Origin of the sequence: Aeromonas sp. ASNIH7 (assembly GCF_002903485.1) — a bacterium.
Classification (GTDB): Bacteria; Pseudomonadota; Gammaproteobacteria; order Enterobacterales; family Aeromonadaceae; genus Aeromonas; species Aeromonas caviae.
The window spans coordinates 4,520,493-4,541,127 of record NZ_CP026226.1 but is presented as its reverse complement, the minus strand read 5'-3'; the positions used below and the strand labels follow the sequence as shown (position 1 = coordinate 4,541,127).

20 protein-coding genes are annotated in these 20,635 nt (G+C 58.8%); 2 read left to right on the top strand and 18 right to left on the bottom strand.

Annotated features, from left to right (window positions below):
- Window position 1: 1 nt before the first annotated feature.
- From holB to C2U47_RS21180, 13 genes are all read right to left on the bottom strand, one after another.
- On the bottom strand, window positions 2-949 hold the full coding sequence (gene holB / locus C2U47_RS21240; protein ID WP_010674747.1) for a DNA polymerase III subunit delta': 948 nt from the start codon (window positions 947-949) through the stop codon (window positions 2-4).
- The gene (gene tmk, locus C2U47_RS21235; RefSeq protein WP_010674746.1) at window positions 934-1,575 is read right to left on the bottom strand and encodes a dTMP kinase; all 642 of its coding nucleotides are present in this window, start codon (window positions 1,573-1,575) and stop codon (window positions 934-936) included. The genes holB and tmk overlap by 16 nt, the downstream gene beginning before the upstream one ends.
- Window positions 1,575-2,576, bottom strand: a complete 1,002-nt coding sequence (gene mltG / locus C2U47_RS21230; RefSeq protein ID WP_029314535.1) for an endolytic transglycosylase MltG — start codon at window positions 2,574-2,576, stop codon at window positions 1,575-1,577. The genes tmk and mltG overlap by 1 nt, the downstream gene beginning before the upstream one ends.
- Complete coding sequence (gene pabC / locus C2U47_RS21225; RefSeq protein WP_010674744.1) at window positions 2,566-3,372, bottom strand: aminodeoxychorismate lyase; 807 nt, start codon at window positions 3,370-3,372, stop codon at window positions 2,566-2,568. The genes mltG and pabC overlap by 11 nt, the downstream gene beginning before the upstream one ends.
- Before the next feature lie 66 nt (window positions 3,373-3,438).
- The gene (gene fabF, locus C2U47_RS21220; RefSeq protein WP_010674743.1) at window positions 3,439-4,680 is read right to left on the bottom strand and encodes a beta-ketoacyl-ACP synthase II; all 1,242 of its coding nucleotides are present in this window, start codon (window positions 4,678-4,680) and stop codon (window positions 3,439-3,441) included.
- 81 nt (window positions 4,681-4,761) lie between these two features.
- A complete protein-coding gene (gene acpP / locus C2U47_RS21215) occupies window positions 4,762-4,998 on the bottom strand; it encodes an acyl carrier protein (RefSeq protein ID WP_005300909.1) in 237 nt (78 codons plus the stop codon).
- 157 nt (window positions 4,999-5,155) lie between these two features.
- Complete coding sequence (fabG, locus tag C2U47_RS21210) at window positions 5,156-5,890, bottom strand: 3-oxoacyl-ACP reductase FabG (protein WP_010674742.1); 735 nt, start codon at window positions 5,888-5,890, stop codon at window positions 5,156-5,158.
- Between the two features lie 13 nt (window positions 5,891-5,903).
- Entirely contained in the window at window positions 5,904-6,839 is a 936-nt protein-coding gene (gene fabD / locus C2U47_RS21205) for an ACP S-malonyltransferase (RefSeq protein ID WP_010674741.1), read from the bottom strand.
- A gap of 66 nt (window positions 6,840-6,905) precedes the next feature.
- Window positions 6,906-7,865, bottom strand: a complete 960-nt coding sequence (locus tag C2U47_RS21200; RefSeq protein WP_010674740.1) for a beta-ketoacyl-ACP synthase III — start codon at window positions 7,863-7,865, stop codon at window positions 6,906-6,908.
- Between the two features lie 6 nt (window positions 7,866-7,871).
- A complete protein-coding gene (plsX, locus tag C2U47_RS21195) occupies window positions 7,872-8,891 on the bottom strand; it encodes a phosphate acyltransferase PlsX (protein ID WP_010674739.1) in 1,020 nt (339 codons plus the stop codon).
- Between the two features lie 9 nt (window positions 8,892-8,900).
- A complete protein-coding gene (gene rpmF, locus C2U47_RS21190) occupies window positions 8,901-9,068 on the bottom strand; it encodes a 50S ribosomal protein L32 (protein ID WP_005300935.1) in 168 nt (55 codons plus the stop codon).
- Between the two features lie 20 nt (window positions 9,069-9,088).
- Window positions 9,089-9,610, bottom strand: coding sequence for a 23S rRNA accumulation protein YceD (gene yceD, locus C2U47_RS21185; protein ID WP_029314532.1), 522 nt, complete (start codon window positions 9,608-9,610; stop codon window positions 9,089-9,091).
- A 196-nt stretch (window positions 9,611-9,806) separates the two neighbouring features.
- Window positions 9,807-10,370, bottom strand: coding sequence for a hypothetical protein (locus C2U47_RS21180; protein ID WP_223916170.1), 564 nt, complete (start codon window positions 10,368-10,370; stop codon window positions 9,807-9,809).
- Window positions 10,371-10,560: 190 nt separating this feature from the next.
- Between C2U47_RS21180 and C2U47_RS21175 the strand changes: the two genes are divergently transcribed.
- Window positions 10,561-11,142, top strand: coding sequence for a Maf family protein (locus C2U47_RS21175; protein ID WP_029314530.1), 582 nt, complete (start codon window positions 10,561-10,563; stop codon window positions 11,140-11,142).
- Between the two features lie 51 nt (window positions 11,143-11,193).
- On the opposite strand, the gene rluC is transcribed toward C2U47_RS21175, so the two are convergent.
- A complete protein-coding gene (gene rluC / locus C2U47_RS21170; protein ID WP_010674735.1) occupies window positions 11,194-12,138 on the bottom strand; it encodes a 23S rRNA pseudouridine(955/2504/2580) synthase RluC in 945 nt (314 codons plus the stop codon).
- A gap of 414 nt (window positions 12,139-12,552) precedes the next feature.
- Between rluC and rne the strand changes: the two genes are divergently transcribed.
- Entirely contained in the window at window positions 12,553-15,699 is a 3,147-nt protein-coding gene (rne, locus tag C2U47_RS21165; RefSeq protein ID WP_029314528.1) for a ribonuclease E, read from the top strand.
- Between the two features lie 656 nt (window positions 15,700-16,355).
- Here rne and C2U47_RS21160 read toward each other — a convergent pair.
- The 4 genes from C2U47_RS21160 to apbC form a co-directional block, all read right to left on the bottom strand.
- Complete coding sequence (locus tag C2U47_RS21160) at window positions 16,356-17,828, bottom strand: inorganic phosphate transporter (protein ID WP_029314527.1); 1,473 nt, start codon at window positions 17,826-17,828, stop codon at window positions 16,356-16,358.
- A 320-nt stretch (window positions 17,829-18,148) separates the two neighbouring features.
- Window positions 18,149-18,730, bottom strand: a complete 582-nt coding sequence (dcd, locus tag C2U47_RS21155; protein ID WP_010674732.1) for a dCTP deaminase — start codon at window positions 18,728-18,730, stop codon at window positions 18,149-18,151.
- 63 nt (window positions 18,731-18,793) lie between these two features.
- Window positions 18,794-19,438, bottom strand: coding sequence for a uridine kinase (gene udk, locus C2U47_RS21150; RefSeq protein WP_010674731.1), 645 nt, complete (start codon window positions 19,436-19,438; stop codon window positions 18,794-18,796).
- Between the two features lie 108 nt (window positions 19,439-19,546).
- Window positions 19,547-20,629: an iron-sulfur cluster carrier protein ApbC gene (apbC, locus tag C2U47_RS21145; RefSeq protein ID WP_010674730.1), complete on the bottom strand. Its 1,083-nt coding sequence runs from the start codon at window positions 20,627-20,629 to the stop codon at window positions 19,547-19,549.
- Between the last annotated feature and the right edge of the window lie 6 nt (window positions 20,630-20,635).

Genomic DNA, 20,635 nt, shown 5'->3' with positions numbered 1-20,635 from the left:
TTTATAACCAGCGATTGAGCCAGTTCATCAAATGGATGGTGGGATTGGAAAGCTGCCCTGGCTGACAAGCCTCTTTCAGCATAACCAGCTGCTGTTCGGCTTCCAGGAGCCGTTCGCTGGAGTGTTTCTCTGCCAGTTGCTGGCTGAGTGATGCAAGATCCGGCATTGCCAGTTGATGATGGCCGCAGCCAGCCTGAAGCTTGAGGGCATCACACAGGAAGAGCTGCAACCAGTGCTGCCGGACCTGAGTATCCTCGGCCAACTGGGCACAGACATTCGCCGCACGGGTGGGGGCCGATGCCAGCGAGACAAATCCGTCGAGCAATGCCCGTCTGGCATCATCTTGCTGTGCTTCGATGTAGCTCAGCACCCGCAGCGGCGCACCCTGGCAGATCCGCACCTGGGCCTGGGTGGCCTGATGGCCCTGCTCGGCGAGCCAGGCAAGGGTCTCCCCCTCAGAGGGGAGCTGGCAGACATGCTTGTGACAACGGCTCAAGATGGTGGGGAGCAGGCGAGATACCCGGGATGCGATGAGCAGCAACAGACTGTCGCCAGCCGGCTCTTCCAGCGTCTTCAGCAAAGCATTGGCGGCAGACTCCGTCATGCGCTCCGCCTCCTGAATGATCACCACCTTGCCGCGACCGAGCTGGGATGTGCTCTGGAGGCGGCTGCAAATCTCCCGGATGGCTTCGACACCTATGGTCTTGCCCTCGGGCCCCAGGGTGCCAAGATCCGGGTGATGCCCCTTCTCAAACAGTTGGCAGGAGTGGCACTGACCGCAAGGCTCACCTCGTTGTGGATGCTGACACAGGTGCAGTCGCGCCAGTCGCTCTGCAAGCTGCTCCTTGCCAAGACCAGGATCTCCTAGCAGCAACCAGGCGTGCCCGAGCCGTCCGGCCCGGGCCGTCTCGCTCAGGGCATGCCAATCCGGGATCAGCCAGGGATACATAGCCCCTCGCTTGCCAGATAATGCTCAAGGGCAGCCTCGATGGCGGCTTTGACTTGCGCCGGGGGCAACCCGGCATCGATGATCTGGATGGAATCATCGGCGGCCGCCAACTCGAGGTAACGCTGGCGGGTACGTTCAAAGAAGCCGATCTGCTCCAGCTCAATCCTGTCCAGCTCGCCGCGATGGCGGGCCCGCTGCAGGCCGATGGCAGGATCGATGTCCAGATAGAGCGTCAGATCCGGCTTGAAATCCCCGAGGACCGCCCGTTTGATGGCGCCGATGAGGTTCGCATCGATGCCGCGGCCACCCCCCTGATAGGCCTGGGAGGAGAGATCGTGGCGATCGCCCACTACCCAGATGCCGTCTGCCAAGGCAGGCTTGATCCGGGTCTCCACCAGTTGTACCCGGGAGGCGTACATCAACAGCAGCTCGGCCTCGACTGTCAGGCGCTCGTCGTGCACTTCCTTGACGATGGCCCGCATGCGTTCCGCCAGCGGCGTGCCGCCCGGCTCCCGGGTGCACTCGATCCGCGCAACTCCGTGGGCTTGCAGATAGTCGGTCACATAGCGCACCGCAGAGCTCTTCCCTGCCCCTTCCAATCCTTCAATCACGATAAATTTAGACATTAGGGTTTCTTCAATATGTATTCACGCACCGCCCGATTGTGTTCATCGAGGGTCTTGGAGAAGTAGTGGGCACCGCCCCCCTTGGCAACGAAGTAGAGATAGTCGGTCGATTTGGGGTTGAGCGCCGCCTCGATGGAGGCCTTGCCCGGCATGGCGATGGGCGTCGGAGGCAGACCGTCGATCACATAGGTGTTGTAGGGGTTCACGTCGGTTAAATCGCTGCGGCGAATGTTGCCATCGTACCTCTCCTTCACCCCGTAGATGACGGTAGGGTCGGTCTGCAACTTCATGCCAAGGCGTAGACGGTTGACGAACACAGAGGCAATCTGGGCTCGTTCATCCGGTTGGCCCGTCTCTTTTTCGATGATGGAGGCCATGATGAGCGCCTCATAGGGTGTCTTGTAGGGCAGATTGGCCTGACGCTTCTCCCAGGAAGCCTCCAGGAACGTTTTCATGTCCTGATAGGCGCGGCGCAGGATGGAAAGATCGCTGGCATGAGTGGTATAGGCGTAGGTTTCCGGCAGGAACCACCCCTCCAGCTTGCCATTTTCGATGCCGAGTTCCTGAGCCAGCTCGGTTTCGCTCTGCTCCAGAGTCAGGCGCTCCAGATAGGGGGCGCTGGAAAGTTGCTTCAGCCAATCCTCAAAACGGGACCCTTCGACAAAGGTCAGGCTGAAGTGAAACTCCTTGCCGGAAGCAAAGAGAGAGAGAGTCTCCTTGAGCGGCGCCCCTTCCTTGATTTCATAGGTGCCGGACTTGATGGCCACCAGTTCGGGATGACCGCGCAACCAGAGGCGCACCGCCCAGGGGCTGGTTTCCCCCTCTCCCAGTTCGGCAATCAGGCGCGCCGCATGGGCGCCTTTTTCGACGGTAAAGAGGCGGGTTGGCCCCTTGTTGGTGAGCGTCTCCACCTGTTGCCACTTGTGATACACGTACCCTCCGGCAACGGCGACAGAGAGTGCCGCCCCCGCGAGCAGGGTGTAAAGCCGATTAAACTTCAATGACCAAGCGCTCCTGTAAACGGCGGATCAATACCGGACTGGGATAGTGCATATCCCCGATGCTGGTGACCGGGACAATCCCCATCAGGGTATTGGTCAGCCAGACCTCTTCCGCCTGCCAGAGTGACTCCAATGGAGCTTCAACGACACGCAGTTCAATGCCCATCTGTTTAAGCATCGTCATCACGCGCTTGCGCATGATGCCATCGATCCCGGCGCGGGTGAGATCCGGTGTGAACACCGTCCTGCCGCGACGCCAAAACAGATTGGCGCTGACCCCTTCTACCAGAAATCCCCGGCTGTTCAAGACTATACCTTCGACCCCGCCGCGCGCAGCAAGTTCGCGCTTCAGCATCACTTGTTCGAGGCGCCCCAGCGTCTTGAGACCGGCGAGCATGGGACTGTCCCCAAGATGCTGCTGGCATACCAAGGCATTGATGCCGGTTTGCTGCCAATCATGATAATGCTCAGGATAAGGTGCCAAAGAGACGATGCGAGTGGGCGTGTCACAGCCTGCGCCGTCATATCCCCGCCCACCGGCGCCCCGGGTCAGCATTATCTTGACGACAGCCTGTGCCTGCCCAGAAGCCAGCTGCGCCGCCTCGTCGGCAAGCAGGTCCCAGGAGTGCTCGCCAAAACCAAGCCGGGCGTTGGCATGTTGCAGCCGGGCCAGATGGTCCTGCCACCAGAGTACCTTCCCTTCCCTCACCAGTATGGTTGTGAAATGACCATCACCGTATGCCAGCCCACGATCCCTGGCTGACAGTGTTTCTGTGGGTATTCCATTAATCAGCAAGGGGATCCCTCCGATAAAAAAGGCCCGATACTGCCGTATCGGGCCTTATCATTCGCCCAGAGCGAATTATACGCGTTTGAAGATCAGGGAGCCATTGGTGCCGCCAAAACCGAAGGAATTGGAGAGGGCATATTCGAAGCTGCCAGCCTTGGCAACATGCGGCACCAGATCCAGGTCGCACTCATCATCCGGCTTGTCCAGGTTGATGGTGGGAGGCACCATCTGGTCACGCAGAGAAAGCACAGTGATGATCGCCTCGATGGCGCCAGCCGCACCCAACAGGTGGCCTGTCATGGACTTGGTGGAACTGACCATCAGGGCGCTGGCATGGTCACCAAACACCTTCTTCATGCCGCGCAGCTCTGCCACATCCCCAAGGGGCGTGGAGGTACCGTGGGCATTGATGTAACCGATCTGCTCGGGTGCGATGCCAGCATCCTTGATGGCGTTCTTCATGGCGCGTGCGCCACCATCGCCGTCCGAGGGAGGGGCCGTCATGTGATAGGCATCCCCGCTCATGCCAAAGCCGACCAGCTCGGCATAGATCTTGGCGCCGCGGGCCTTGGCATGTTCATACTCTTCCAGCACCAACACGCCGGCACCGTCGCCCAGCACGAAACCGTCGCGATCCTTGTCCCAGGGGCGGCTCGCCTTCTGCGGTTCGTCATTACGTGTGGAGAGCGCCTTGGCAGCGGCAAAGCCGCCCATGCCCATGGGGGTGGAGGCTTTCTCGGCACCACCGGCAACCATCACGTCCGCATCGCCATAGGCGATCATCCGGCCAGCCATGCCGATGGCATGGGTACCCGTGGTACAGGCGGTAGTCACGGCGATGTTCGGGCCCTGCATGCCTTTCATGATGGAAAGATGACCGGACACCATATTGATGATGGTGGACGGAACGAAGAAAGGGCTCAGCTTGCGAGGGCCGCCATTGATGAGGCTGCTGTGGTTCTGCTCAATCAGACCCAGACCGCCGATACCGGAGCCGATGGCAACGCCTACCCGCTCCGCGTTCTCTTCGTTGATGATCAGGCCGGAATCTTCCAGGGCCTGAACACCCGCCGCCACGCCATACTGGATGAAGAGATCCATCTTGCGGGCTTCTTTGCGGTTGATGCCGAACTCTTCGGGGTCGAAATCCTTGACCAGGCCTGCGAAACGGGTTGCGAACTCGCTTGCATCAAAGTGGTCGATGAGGGAAATGCCGCTCTGCCCGTTGAGCAGGGCTTGCCAGCTGGATTCGGCAGTGTTGCCTACCGGGGAAAGCATCCCCAAGCCGGTCACCACGACTCTGCGTTTTGACACTGAGGTAGTCTCCGAGAGGTGTTTTGAAAGGGGTAAACATAAAAGAAGCGGCCCTTGGGCCGCTTCTTTCAGAACAGGAACTTATTCCTGATTAGCGGTGATGTAGTCGATAGCCGCTTGAACAGTGGTGATCTTCTCGGCTTCTTCATCAGGAATTTCGGTATCGAATTCTTCTTCCAGCGCCATTACCAGTTCAACGGTATCCAAAGAGTCAGCGCCCAGGTCGTCGACGAAGGAGGCAGCGTTCTTCACGTCTTCTTCTTTAACACCCAGTTGTTCGATGATGATTTTCTTTACGCGTTCTTCGATGTTGCTCATGACCTGAATTTTCCTTTAAAAATACGCTATTGCGTCTGGTTGGGGTAGTGTATTCAATTGACGTGAGTTTGCAAGTGACTTGCCGCTGGTCAAACCACGAAATTCGCCAAACTTCGGCGTATTATCGCAAATTTGAACAGAACTCACGACAAATTGATTACACCATGTACATCCCGCCATTAACATGCAGGGTTTCGCCGGTAATATAGGCGGCATCATCCGATGCCAAGAATACCACAGCGGCAGCAATTTCTTTCGGATCGCCCAAACGGGCAGCAGGCACCTGATTCATGATGCCGGCGCGCTGCTCTTCATTGAGCGCCTTGGTCATGTCGGTCTCGATGAAACCGGGAGCAACCGCATTCACCGTGATGCCACGAGATGCCACTTCACGGGCCAGCGACTTGGTAAAGCCAACCAGACCAGCCTTGGCAGCAGCATAGTTGACCTGACCGGCGTTGCCCATGGTGCCGACCACGGAACCGATGCTGATGATGCGACCGTTACGCTTCTTCATCATGGCACGCAATACCGGCTTACTCAGACGGTACAGGGAGGTGAGATTGGTGTCGATGATCTCGTTCCACTCGTCATCCTTCATCCGCATCAGCAGGTTGTCGCGGGTAATGCCGGCGTTGTTGATCAGGATGTCGATGTCGCCAAAACGCGCCTTGATGGCGGCGAAGACGGTTTCGATAGATTCCTGACTGGTCACGTTCAGTGCCATGCCGCAGCCTTGTTCACCCAGGTAAGCACTGATCGCCTCGGCACCGCTCTCGCTGGTCGCGGTCCCCACGACTTTGGCGCCACGAGCAGCAAACATCTCCGCAATCGCACGACCAATGCCACGGCTGGCGCCAGTGACCAACACAACCTTATCGGTAAAACTCATGACTTGCTCCTGTTTACTTGATCTGGGCCAGTGCCTGCTCGAACGAGGCGGCGTCGTTGGCGTGAATACCTTCCACTCGCGCATCGATACGCTTGGCCAGGCCGGTCAATACCTTGCCCGGGCCCATCTCGATCTCGAGGGTAACACCGTCGTTTGCCATGCGCTCTACCGTTTCAGTCCAGCGAACCGGGCTGAACAGCTGACGCACCAAGGCTTGCTTGATGGCGGCAGGATCCTGCTCACAAGAGACGTCAACATTATTGATGACGGCGATGGCAGGAACCTTGATCTCGATCCCATCCAGGGCGGCGGCCAGCTTTTCTGCGGCCGGTTTCATCAGGGCGCAGTGGGAGGGCACGGAGACCGGCAGCGGCAGGGCACGCTTGGCACCTGACTCTTTCATCAGCACGTTGGCACGCTCGACCGCCTCTTTGTGGCCGGCGATGACCACCTGACCCGGAGAGTTGAAGTTGACCGGAGAAACCACCTGCCCCTGGGCCGCTTTCTCACAGTTGGCAGCGATGCTTTCGTTGTCCAGACCGATGATGGCAGCCATGGCGCCAGTGCCTTCCGGTACGGCTTCCTGCATGGCCAAACCACGCAGCTCGACCAGCTTGACGGCATCGGCAAACGCCAGCGCGCCGCTGCACACCAGGGCGGAGTATTCCCCCAGGCTGTGGCCGGCCATCACGGCAGGGGTTACCCCGCCTTGTTGTTGCCACAGGCGCCACAGCGCGACGGAGGCGGTCAACAGCGCTGGCTGGGTACGCCAGGTTTTGTTGAGATCCTCGGCCGGGCCTGCCATCACCAGGGCAAACAGGTCATAGCCCAGCACCTGGCTCGCCTCGGCGAAGGTCTCTTTAATCACTGCGTGTTGCTCGGCCAGCTCGGCCAGCATGCCGACGCTCTGGGAGCCTTGTCCCGGGAAGGCAATGGCAAATCGGGTCATCATTGATTCCTTTAAGGTAAGACGAATTCGGTAAGCGGGCGCCCGAGGACCGGGCACCGCTCGGTATCAGAGGCGAACCAGCGCAGAGCCCCAGGCAAAACCGCCGCCGAAGGCTTCCAGCAGGACCAGCTGGCCGGGTTTGATGCGACCATCGCGCACCCCTTCATCGAAGGCGATGGGCACGGAGGCCGCGGAGGTATTGCCATGACGATCCAGGGTCAGGATCACCTTGTCGAGCCCCATGCCGAGTTTCTTGGCGGTGGCATTGATGATGCGGAAGTTGGCTTGATGGGGCACCAGCCAGTCCAGCTCGCTCGGCTCGACGTTGGCCGCAGCCAGGGTTTCGGTCACGATCTCGCTAAGGCGTGTCACCGCCACCTTGAAGACATCGTTGCCCTTCATGTACATGTAGGCTTCGAGCTCAGCACCCGGCATGCCGCGACGGGGCTGCGGCAGTTTGAGCAGCTCGCCATAACGGCCATCGGCATGCAGATGGGTGGAGAGGATCCCAGGAGTGTCGCTGGCACCGATGACCACGGCCCCTGCCCCATCCCCGAACAGGATGATGGTGCCGCGATCCTCGGGATCGCACATGCGTGACAGCACGTCCGCACCGACAACCAGCACGTGGCGAGCAGCGCCGGATTTGACGAACTGATCGGCGATGGCGAGAGCATATGTAAAGCCGGCACAGGCGGCGGCTACGTCAAACGCCGGGATCCCCGGTACGTCAAGCAGCCCCTGCAGTTCACAGGCAGCAGCTGGGAAGGCATTCTCTGCGCTGGTAGTGGCCAGCACTATCATGTCCAGATCGGCGGCAGTCAGACCTGCCGCATCAAGCGCACGCAAGGCCGCTTGATGAGAAAGGGTCGCGACGGTTTCGTCGGCTCCGGCGATACGGCGTTCACGGATCCCGGTGCGTTCCACGATCCATTCGTCACTGGTTTCAACCATCTGTTCAAGATCGGCGTTGGTACGAACCGAACTCGGCAGATAACTGCCAGTACCCAGAATTTTGCTATGCATAGAGTTTTATAAATCCCTGTCGGAAAAGACAGATTCAAGGCGATCTGCAATTTGCAATGGAAGTTGATGTCTGGCTTCTTGTGCGGCCAGCAGAATCGCATGACACAGAGCGCGGCGCTCGGCCCGCCCATGGCTTTTTACCACAATGCCGCGCAATCCTAACAGACTCGCGCCATTATACTGGTCGGGGTTCAGGTAAGAGAAACGCCGTTTGAACATAAATCCGGCGAGTCGACCAAGAAAACTGCGTTTTTTGCGCGGATATCCGGCCAGTTCGGCCATCATCCGCACCACCCCCTCCGCGGTCTTGAGCGCCACGTTGCCCACGAAACCGTCGCAGACGATCACGTCGCACTCGCCGCTGAAGATCCTGTCCCCCTCAATGAAACCGACAAAATTCAGGGCGGAGCATTGGCGCAGCAACTCGGCGCTGTGGCGCACCAGGTCGTTGCCCTTGATCTCCTCCTCCCCTACGTTGAGCAGTGCCACTCTGGGTGAAGGTATCCCCTCCACCTTCTCTGCGACTACGGCGCCCATCACGGCAAATTGCAGCAGGGTGTCGGCATCGCAGCTCACGTTCGCACCCAGATCCAGCATCACGGTCCGCTTTCCACTCAATGTGGGCAGCGCCTTGATGAGGGCTGGCCGGTCAACACCGGGCAAGGATTTGAGCACGCACTTGGCCATGGCCATCAAGGCACCGGTGTTGCCTGCACTGACACAGGCATCGGCAGCGCCGCTCTTGACCAGATCCAGGGTCACGCGCATGGAGGAGTCTTTCAGGGTACGCAGCGCCACGATAGGCTTTTCGCCCATGCCCACGACCTGGGAGGCATGCACGAGACGAACGCGAGGGTGGTTGAGCAAGCCATGTTGCTGCAGAAGAGAGGCGGTCTGGTGTTGATCACCGACCAGAACAAGTTTTAGCTGGGGTAGAAGAGACAGTGCCTGCACGGCGGCAGGCACTGTTTCCGAGGGGCCGATATCTCCCCCCATTATGTCTAGCGCGACAGTTTGCGTAGACAAAGGCAATCCTTAAGCGATTACCTTTTTACCGCGGTAGAAACCATCGGCAGTCACGTGGTGACGACGATGAATTTCGCCACTGGTCTGATCAACAGTCAGGGCAGCGGTGGTCAGCGCATCGTGGGAACGACGCATGCCACGCTTGGCGCGGGTTTTACGGTTCTGTTGTACGGCCATGGTAGGCTAACTCCTAAAATTCACTTACGTTTGAGCGCTTCAAGAACTGCAAAGGGATTCGGCCGCTCATCAGCAGGTTCGATTTCACCCCAGGTCATCTCCATGTTTCCTCTGGGACACACATCCACCGGATGCATGGCTACCTGAGGCAACGAGAGGATGAGTTCATCCTCCAGGATTTGATGAAGATCTATCTCGCCGTTTTCGTCCAACTCAATGGGCTCATAAGCTTCCGGCAGTTCTTCCTCGTTTGTTCTTTCGAACAGCGGAGTGTAAATAAAACTAGCTTCACAAAGGTGTTCAAACGTCTCACCACAACGCTGGCAAACCAGGTCGACCTTGGCATGGGCAGTGCCTTTCATAACGGTCAACTTCTGGACATCTTTGCCAAAGTGCAGTGTGACATCCACATCACTTCGCAAGCCTTCGGTTGATTCCTCCAGCCTGGGCATCTGCGACTTTTCCACTATCCCGACATAATCGAGTAGCTTCAAGGCATTACGGACTGGATCAACCTTAACGGGCAACTTCACCTTTTGCATAGGGCGCGAATAATATAGGTCCAACAAGGGATAGTCAAAGGAAAAAGTCCTTACCGCCGATGATTTTACCTTCACAGGCCCCTGCAAGAGGAACTTGTGCTCATCGGTGGCCGATTATGCCATATCGTGCAGGATCTGGCACAGGATCCTGTTCCCCTCTCCTGTCTGTCCACCGGATGTGCTCCTTGGTGTCTCATCAGGTGGCAGAACAGCGCGGGTCTCTCCCCAGCAGGCCTGGTGTCGCAGCCACTCTGGGCTCGGCTTCCATCAGTCTGCGTATGGCTTTGAAACTGCCCACGGCAGCCTTGATGGCAATGGGATTGACCAGCCAGCCCGGCAAGTTGTTGCCCGGGTTGGTATAGGTTTCGAGCCGAACGAGTGTGCTGCCATCCCGTTGGGGTAGCGCCTCCCACCGTCCAGCGCTTTCCTGGATCCGGAACAGCCCTGCATGCAATGGCAGGGCATTCGGCTCTGCCCACACCTCGAGAGTCAGGCCGCAATCGATGCGTCGACTCAAATGGGAGCGGGTGATGAGCTCCCTGTCTTGCACCGGCCAGGGAGACGCCAGGCGGGTATAGACCAGATCATCGTCGGGACCCGATCTGGCCAGCACCCTGACTTCACGGCTCTGGGGCAACCACTCTTCATGGCGCACCGTGTTGCGCAGTACCGTGATCAGCGCGCCAGGATCGGCATTCACGCGCATCTCCAGACGTAAGGCCTGAAAAGATGTCGGAGGATGTGGCTGGGTCCAAAGCATCACCCCCTCATCCCCCTGACGAAGTTGCCATGTCCCTGCCCAGCTGGCGATTGTGTTTGTGCTGTGGTTCCATCAGCATGCATGCTTCCCGCTAATTAGGCGAGTCCCACTGTAGACATCTCCTGTTTGCGTGGCCCCATCTGCACAGATAGAATCAACCAATTGATTTATAAATGGATATCATCAAAACATGCAGCCTTCCTTGATCCTCGCGTCCACCTCGTCCTACCGCAAAACCTTGCTGGAAAAACTCGGTCAGCCATTTCACTGTGCTGCTCCTCAAGTCGATGAGACAGCGCGACACGGGGAGACCGCAGAAGCCCTGGTCAGCAGATTGGCATTTGCCAAGGCGAATGCCGTTGCTACTGACCGTGATCAAGGATTGATCATCGGTTCAGATCAGGTGTGCGTCTGTGACGGGCAGATCCTCGGCAAGCCCGGCACGGTGGAGAAGGCGGTCGAGCAGTTGCTGCGGGCACAAGGCAAGCGCGTCATCTTTTACACCGGGCTCTGTGTGATCAATGCTGCGAATGGCCATGCCGAGCAGCTCGTCGAGCCTTTCACCGTGTATTTTCGCTCGCTCGACGAAGCAGCCATCCGTCGCTATGTGGAGGCCGAACGTCCTCTGGATTGTGCCGGCAGCTTCAAATGCGAGGGAATGGGCATCGTCTTGTTCAAGGCGCTGGAGGGGCGCGATCCCAACGCCCTTGTCGGTCTTCCCCTGATAGGCTTGGTTGATCTCCTGGGTCGCCACGGCCTGGCTCTGCCATAACAAGAACTCTGCCATGAAAAACGGGAGCCTGGCTCCCGTTTTTCATGGTTGTCAGCGTGGCAGCTTGGCGAGAAACGCCTCAAGCTCCGGTGACAATGGCGCTTCCACCTGCATCTCCCGCTCATCCACCGGATGAGTAAAGGTGAGCTTCCAGGCGTGCAGGAACAGACGCTTTAGCCCCTGCCCTCGCATTTTTTCATCAAACCCGGTCTCACCATATTTGTCATCGCAGGCGATGGGATGGCCGGCGTGCTGGGTGTGGACACGGATCTGGTGAGTACGGCCAGTGATGGGGCTGCACTCGACCAGGGTAGCCTCGGCAAACTGACGGGCAATCCGGAACCGGGTCTCGGAGGGTTTGCCATCGCTGCTGACCCGCACCACCCGCTCGCCGGATTGCAGATCATTTTTGCGAAGTGGCGCATTGACCACCTTGACGTGGGGTTGCCACTGGCCGCGCACCAGCGCCAGATACTGCTTGCGCATGGTTTTGACCCGCAGCTGCTCGTGCAGGCTCCGCAGGGCACTGCGCTTCTTGGCAACCAGCAGTACGCCGGAGGTGTCACGATCCAGCCGGTGCACCAGTTCGAGGAAGCGGGCTTCGGGGCGCAGGGCACGCAGCCCTTCGATGACGCCAAAACTGAGGCCGCTGCCGCCGTGAACTGCCATGCCGGACGGCTTGTTTAGCACTATCATGGCGTCGTCTTCAAACAGGATCTGACTCTCCAGACGCTGGATGCTGCCGAGGTTGGCAGAAGGCAACTCATTCTTCTCGGCCACACGCACGGGGGGCACCCGCACCTCGTCACCGGCACAAAGCTTGTATTCCGGTTTGATGCGCTTCTTGTTGACCCGCACCTCCCCTTTTCGAAGGATGCGATAGATCAGGCTCTTGGGGACGCCCTTTAACTGAGTCTTGAGAAAATTGTCGATGCGCTGCCCGTCATGCTCAGCTTCGATGGTGAGCAGCTGCACTTGTTGATGTATCTGTGTCATGGCGCGGATTTTAACACCGCAGACAGCCCTTGGCTCCATGCTTTGTTAAAAAATGGCGTCTTGCTATAAAAGTGGTTTAAATGGGATAATAAACAAGGTTTTGGCATTGTGTTCAAGCCTTGTACTAAGTGGCCAAAATGTATGCCACCCAATCCCGAAACACCGTGTATACAAGAACATGACGGTTCCCGGGTGCGAGGTACAACGCATGGAGAACACAAACAGAGCCGACGTAAATTGTCTCCACATCGGTATCCTTAATTCACGCCCTCTCGAGAAGGCTGAACCAGAGTGCCCTTAGTTTGCGCCTCATGCATACCCCAACCGGGAGGTTGCCCCAGCATGCTGAAGACCCGAGGCCGGCGCCGGCAGGACCCAGTGGAGGAATCAAAATGACAAAATAATGAGAACTCAATGAAAAGAATGCTAATCAACGCGACTCAGGAAGAGGAGTTGCGCGTAGCGCTGGTTGACGGACAACAGCTCTACGATTTGGATATTGAAAGTCCGGGACACGAGCAGAAAAAAGCGAACATTTACAAGGGCAAAATCACCCGAGTAGAACCCAGTCTCGAAGCTGCTTTTGTTGACTATGGCGCCGAACGCCACGGTTTCCTGCCGTTAAAGGAAATCGCCCGCAATTACTTCCCCTCCGGTTACTCCTATCAGGGTCGTCCCAACATCAAAGAAGTGGTCCGCGAAGGCCAGGAAGTCATTGTCCAGATCGACAAGGAAGAGCGTGGTACCAAGGGTGCAGCCCTCACCACCTTCATCAGTCTGGCTGGCAGCTACCTGGTGCTGATGCCGAACAACCCTCGTGCCGGCGGCATCTCCCGTCGCATCGAGGGTGACGAGCGGACCGAGCTGAAGGAAGCCCTGAGCGGACTGACCGTGCCGGACGGCATGGGCCTCATCGTGCGCACCGCCGGTGTGGGCAAGTCCCCGGAAGAGCTGGAGTGGGATCTGAACGTTCTGCTCAATCACTGGGACTCCATCCACAAGGCGTCACAACAACGTTCCGCTCCGGTGCTCATTCACCAGGAAAGCAACGTCATCGTGCGCGCCATCCGTGACTATCTGCGTCGCGATGTGGGCGAGATCCTGATCGACAACCCGGTCATCTTCGAGCGCGCCAAGTCACATATCGAGCTGGTCCGTCCCGATTTTCTCAATCGCGTGAAGCTGTACAAGGGCGATGTCGCCCTGTTCAACCACTTCCAGATCGAGAGCCAGATCGAATCGGCCTTCCAGCGCGAAGTGCGCCTGCCCTCCGGCGGCAGCATCGTCATCGATCCGACCGAAGCACTGACCTCCATCGATATCAACTCCTCCCGCGCCACCAAGGGCGGCGATATCGAAGAGACCGCCCTGCAGACCAACCTGGAAGCAGCAGACGAGATTGCCCGTCAATTGCGTCTGCGTGACCTGGGTGGCCTGATTGTCATCGACTTCATCGACATGACCCCGGTTCGCCATCAGCGCGAAGTGGAAAACCGTCTGCGTGAAGCGGTGCATCAGGATCGTGCCCGTATCCAGCTGGGCCGTATCTCCCGTTTCGGTCTGCTGGAGATGTCTCGCCAGCGTCTGCGTCCCTCCCTCAACGAGTCCAGCAGCCATATCTGCCCCCGTTGCCAGGGTCAGGGGGTCATCCGTGACAACGAATCCCTCGCCCTGTCCATCCTTCGTCTCATCGAAGAAGAGGCCATGAAGGACAACACCGAGCAGGTTCATGCCCAGGTGCCGGTCGATGTGGCCGCCTATCTGCTCAACGAGAAGCGTACCTCCATCGCCAATCTGGAACAGCGCAATGATGTGCGTGTCTACATCATTCCGAACCAGCATCTGGAAACCCCGCACTACGAAGTGACCCGCATCCGTCAGAACGAGATCCCGGAAGCGGCCAGCTACGAGCTCAAAACCGAGATTGCCAAGCCGGTCTATCAGCCGCGCCAGGCTCAGGTAGTCGAGCGCGAACAGCCGCTGCTGCAAGGGTTTGCCCCGGCTCCCCAGCCGGTTGCGCCCACCGCCCCGGCTCCTGTTGCGACTCCCGCTCCGGTTGCAGAACAAGTCGGCTTCTTTGGCAAGCTGGCCAAGGCCTTCTCCGGCCTGTTCGGTGCCTCCTCCGATGCGGCTCCGGCCGAGGTGAAGGCGCCTGCCGACAAACCGGCCGCCCAGCGCGAAGCTCGCAAGGATGACGGGCACCGTCACCAGCGCGATGAATCCCGCAGCCGTGGTCAACGTGGCCGTCGCGATGACAACCGCGGCAGTCGCAATGTCGAGGCCGGCGAGAAGCGTGAAGGCGCAGCCAGCCGCGAGAGCAGTGATCGCAATCGTCGCCCGCGCAAAGAGCGTGAGCCTCGTCAAGAGCGGGAACCGCGCCAGGAACGGGAACCCCGTGGCGAAGTGCGCACCGAACAGCGCATGGAGCGTGAGCCTCGCGAACCCCGCCAGGAGCGCGAACCTCGTGCCCCGCGTCCGGCTCGTGAACCTCGCGCCCCCCGCGAACCCCGTGCCGAGGTGAGCGTCGAGGCGGTTGATACCGTTGATACTGCGGTCGCCAGCGCTGAACCGCGTCAGGAAAAAGAGCAAAAAGTGGCCGAGCGCCGCGAACGTCGCCAACTGCGCAAGCAGATCCGTGTCGATGTCGCCGCGACCGACACCCCTGCCCTGCCGACTGACGAGCAAATCACCGATGTCGCCGACGTGCAAGCCGCCGCTGCTGAGCAACAAGAAGAGCAAGGCGAAGGTCAGCGTCGTTCCCGCCGTACCCCGCGCAATCAGCGCATCGAAGGACAACGTCGCAAGCGCATCAACGAAGAGGCTCGTGGCCAGCGTGAAGACGAAGCACAAGGTGAAGTGCAGCTGACTACCGCGGCCCAGGCCGATGCGGCTCAGGTGAAGGTGGAAGAACCGGTTGTGCCTGTCATCACCATTCCGAGCGCAGAAGCGGTTGCAGCCGCCCTGCAGGCTTCCGCCGCACTGACCGAACACGTGGTGGCTGAAGCCGTTGCTGAGGAAGCGGCAGAGCAAGCACTGGCAGCCCAGGCTGTGGATGCGCCCTCCACTGACGAAGTTGAGCAGGTTGCGCAAGCAGACGCTGAACCCGTCGCCGAAGTGGCAGTTGTCGAACCCGAGATGGTCGAACCTATCGTCAACACCGCCTCTCATGACGAACCTGTCGCCGTGATCGATGCTGTCGAGCAGACCCAGCAAGTGGAGGCCATCCCAGAAGAGGTTGCACCGGTTGCTGAAGCGGCACCTGTCGTTATCGCTGAGGAGACGGCCACCGCCGAGGCGGAGGTCGTCGAGATGCCGGCTGCCGTGGTGCAAACCGAGCCAGCAACCAGCCCCGAAGTGAAGGTCAGCAAGGGTGCCGGTGTATTGGCCCGTGCCCGCAAGGCTTATGCGCCCATGGCAACGCCAGCTGCGGCTCCTGCCCCGACACCCCGTGAACCCGTGGAGTACGCTCCCCTGGTACGCAGCGAAGTCGTGACCTCCGGTCGCCACGGTGGCAGCACCGCTGCCAGCAACGTGGCAACCAGCCCGGCCGGTCGCCCCTGAGCAGACTCGTTAGTCTGAATAAAGAGCCACACATCGTGTGGCTCTTTTTTTGTCTCTTTATTGGGGCTGACATCGCCTTGCTCTCCCCCCTGCCCGTTCGATATCCGCCGCTTTCCCGATGTTCAGCGACCACACACAGTCCAAACAAGACGTGAATAACACACCAGACAGAGAATTCATCTCTGTCAAAGCATCACGACATGCTCTGCTTTGTCGACAGGGTCCGTGCATTGACAGCATATGAAGCCATTGGCAAACAGTCTGGCAGCGTTCCCCTTTGGTAGCACAGTCGGTGTGTTCAGTGGTGGCTGAGACAACCCAGGTTGAACGGGAATGCCAGACATAGGGCAACCTGTGGCACTCTTCACTCTCATCATTTCTGGTGAGGATCATAGACCCGTTGAACGCCCTCCCTTCAGCTTCACGTGCAAGGGTCGGCTCGTAACAAGGCGTCACACAGGCAGGTTCCCCTCACTGTGCACAACGAGTGGCTCAGGGATGTAGAGAAGCCAAAGAGGTGATAGATAATGTCATTCAACTTCTTGTCTGATGGCATACAGCTATTACTCATTGAACTATTGCCGTATGACGTGACATTCACCAGGCAACAAAAAAGGGCCCGAAGGCCCTTGTTTCATTTCCAATGACTGTCGCGCTTATCCGCCAAAGAGATGGTTGTTCAGCAGGAAGAGACCGCCGGAGAGCAGCATGGTGAGCGGCAATGTCAGCACCCAGGCCAGCAGAATGGTCTTGATGGTCTGGCTCTGCAGGCCGGACTTGTTGGCCACCATGGTCCCCGCTACCGCAGAGGAGAGAATGTGGGTGGTGGACACCGGCATCCCGGTCAGACTCGCAATCCCGATGGACGCGGCGGCCGTGATCTGGGCTGCAATGCCCTGGCTGTAGGTCATGCCGGAGGAACCGATCTTCTCCCCTACCGTGTAGACGATACGACGCCAGCCCACCATGGTACCGCACCCGAGCGCCAGGGCGATGGACACGATGACCCAGGTCGGCGCATATTCGGCCGTTGCGGTCAGATCCTTGCGCCACTTGGCGAGATCGGTCAGCTCCTTGGCCGGCAGTGGCAACTTGGAGACCTTGCGGGCAGTGTCGTCGATGCACAGCAGCAGGCGACGCACTTCGCGGCGATCCACCAGATTCATCTCCTCGTAGGTGCGCACCTGGCCCAGACGCTTGTCGAGGGTCGCCATGGCCTGCAGGGCCTCCCCTGCCGCACAGTGGCTCATCAGCTCCTCCTGGGCTTTGGCAGGGACACTGAAGTTCACCAGATGGGAGACCTGATCCTGGTTACGCTGGTAGATCTCCATGATGCGCTGGTTGGCATCCTGGGTTCTGTCCAGATCATAGGAGCGGCTGTTCATGTCCAGCGCAAAATAGGCAGGCGCCATGCAGATCAGCACCAGCATCACCAGACCGATGCCTTTCTGGCCATCGTTGGAACCGTGTACGAAGCTCACCCCCATGGCGGAGCAAATCAGTGTGACACGGGCCCAGAACGGTGGATGCTTCTTGCCGTCCACCAGCAGGCGCTCTTCCGGGGTCTTGTGGATCTTGCTGCCAAGCCATACGCGCTTCATGGCGAACAGCAGCAAGGCGGCAATGATGAAGCCCACGGTGGGAGAGATGATGAGAGAGAGCATGATGTCGATGGCTTTGCCGACGTTGATACCCTCTTTCAGAGGTTGATGGCTGATCAGGGCATAGGCGCCGCCTACCCCCAGGATGGAACCGATCAGGGTGTGGGAGCTGGATGCCGGAATGCCGAAGTACCAGGTTCCCAGGTTCCAGACGATGGCCGAGAACAGCAGGGAGAACACCATGATCAGACCCTGGGTAGAGTCCATGCCAAGCAGCAGATCGATGGGCAGCAGGTGAACGATGGCATAGGCCACCCCCAACCCACCCAGCATGACACCGGCGAAATTGAACAGACCGGAAGCCACCACCGCCATATGAGCCGGCATCGCCTTGGTATAGATAACCGTTGCTACCGCGTTGGCGGTATCGTGAAAGCCGTTGATGAATTCATAGGCCAGCACAAAAAAAACGGCCAATACCAAACCGATTGACCACCACAAACCCAAACCACTAAACATTTCAAACATAAAAACGAACCTGTTTATGAGTTGCGGCGGATTATGCCAGAAGGCTCGATGCGCCATACCCGTTGTTGAAATATTTCAGCAAAAAAAAAAAAGGGCATTCCGTCAGAAAATGTCTTAGGGCCTGTAGGAACGGGGCTTGTCGAGGATTAATTTAAGTCCATTCCATTGCTGTGGATAGGCGCCAATCAAAGCCGGAGCATGGCTCAATGTCCCGAAAAAGGCCGCTTTTCAACCCACTCGGCACGCCCGTTTCCTTTTGTCAGATAAAAAAGAGGGTGCCTTGGCACCCTCCTCGATAGACAAGCCGCACGGTGCGGGGATCAATCCTGGTTGATCCGGCTGGCCACAGCCCCTTGCTGACTCTTGTATTTGGCATTTTCCCGTTTGTTGTACGGGCGAGCCGCGGTACCTGACAGCATCTCGAAGTTCAGGGCACCGATCTTCATCTTGGGACGCAGGGCCAGAGGCAACTTGCCGCCGTTGTAAAACTCCAGCACGATGCGGCCGGACCAGCCCGGATCGATGCGGTGGGCGGTGACGTGCACCATGAGGCCCAGGCGCGCCAGGGAGGAGCGACCATCCAGCCAGCCGACAATATCGGCGGGCAAGGTAACCGATTCATAGGTCACCGCCAGCGCCAGCTGACCCGGGTGCAGATAGAAGGCTTCACCGTCCGGCACGTGGATCTCCTCGCTCATCACCCGCTCGATGGCATCGGCCATCTCGGCACTGGTACCGCCAAGGTCGATGTAAGGCGCGGTATGATCGCGAAACACCCGAAACTCGTTGCCCAGCAGCACATCGACGCTGACGCCGCTGATCCGCTCAACACCGGGCCGCGGCTCGATGACGATCTTGCCTTCATCCAGGTGCCGTTCGATATCGGTATCACAAAGACGCATTCTGCGACTCTCCTGACAAAAGATTCATTAAAAAAAGCCGGGCATCACCCGGCTTGTTTTCTCTCAACCAATCAACATATGGCGGATACGCGCCTTGAGCATGTCGATGGCGATGCGGTTCTTGCCGCCACGGGGCACGATCACGTCGGCATACTGCTTGGACGGGTCGATGAACTGCATGAACATGGGACGCACAGTCTTCTGATACTGCTTGAGTACGGAGTCCATGGTACGACCGCGCTCCTGCACATCGCGCACCAGACGGCGCAGCAAACAGATGTCGAGCGGGGTATCCATGAAGATGGAGGCGTCCATCAGTTCGCGCAGGCGGCTGTCGGTCAACAGCAGTATCCCTTCGAGGATGATGACACGGCGCGGTGCAAAGGTAGTGACCTCGGTCATGCGCGTGTGCTCGGTATAGGAGTACTGGGGGATGTTGACCGCCTCCCCTTGCGTCAGCTGGGTCAGATGCTGCACCAGCAGATCGTGATCCAGGGCATTGGGGTGGTCATAGTTGGTCTTGACCCGCTCTTCCATGGTCAGGTGGGTCTGATCACGGTAGTAGCAATCCTCGGTGATCACACCAATCTGACCCGCTCCCAGCTCGGCCACCAGCTCTTCATAGATGGTTTGGGCGATAAGACTCTTGCCGGACGCGGATGCACCAGCAATACCGATGATCACGCAGGAATGTTGAGTATCAGACATTGAAAATACCTAAAGAGAAGAGCACTGGGGATTGTTTAAACCGATCCATTATATGAAAAAGGGGTGGCCATGCCCACCCCAAATCCGTCCCCCTTGGCCGAACGCCGATTATTCGTCCAGCGCCACCGTGTAGAGCGGGGTCGCAATCGGTTTTGCGCTGAAATAGAGCTCGGCCCCTACCCGGCGAGCCAGTTTCAGGTAAGTCTGTGACAGCTCGCCATCCGGCGCACCGAACACGGTGGGGCAGCCGTCATCCATGTGCTGGCGAATGTCGATATGCAGCGGCAACTGACCAAGCAGCGCCACGTGATACTGCTCCGCCATCTTCTGGCCACCGCCGGTACCGAACAACGGCTCGTGATGCCCGCAGGCACTGCAGACGTGGTAACTCATGTTCTCGACGATGCCAAGCACAGGCACATTGACCTTGTTGAACATGGCAATCCCCTTGCGGGCATCTGCCAGCGCCACATCCTGGGGCGTCGTGACGATCACCGCCGCCGTGGTGGGCACCTGCTGGGCCAGCGTCAGCTGGATATCGCCGGTGCCCGGGGGCATGTCCACCACCAGGTAGTCCACCTCGCCCCAGCGGGTCTCGTGCAGGATCTGCCCGAGTGCCTTGCTCGCCATGGGACCGCGCCAGATGGTGGCATCCTGCTCGGCCACCAGATAACCGATGCTGTTGCTCTTGATGCCGCAGGCCATCACCGGCTCCATCAACTTGCCATCAAAGCTGACAGGGCGCTCCTTGAGGGTCCCCGTCATGGTCGGGATGGAGGGGCCATAGATGTCCGCATCCAGCAGGGCGACCCGCGCCCCCTCTTTTTGCAGCGCCAGCGCCAGGTTGACCGCGGTAGTGGACTTGCCCACCCCTCCCTTGCCGGAGGCAACCACCAGGATATTGCGGATCCCCTGCACCGCCGCCAGTTGCTGCGCGCGGGGCATGCTGGCCACGTCTATCTCCCCCGTCCAGTCGATGCGGGTCGCACCGGTTGCGCTGCGCAGCCGGGCATCGAACTCCTCTTTGATCTGTTCAAACAGGGACTGGCCGGCAAAGGGCAGCACCAGCGTGATGGCCAGGGTCTGTTCGTGCCGCTCGACGGTACGCACAAAACCAGCCGCGACCAGATCCTTGCCCCATCCTGCCGGCTTAAATTCGGCCAGGATCTGTTTTACTGAATCAATCACCATTAACTC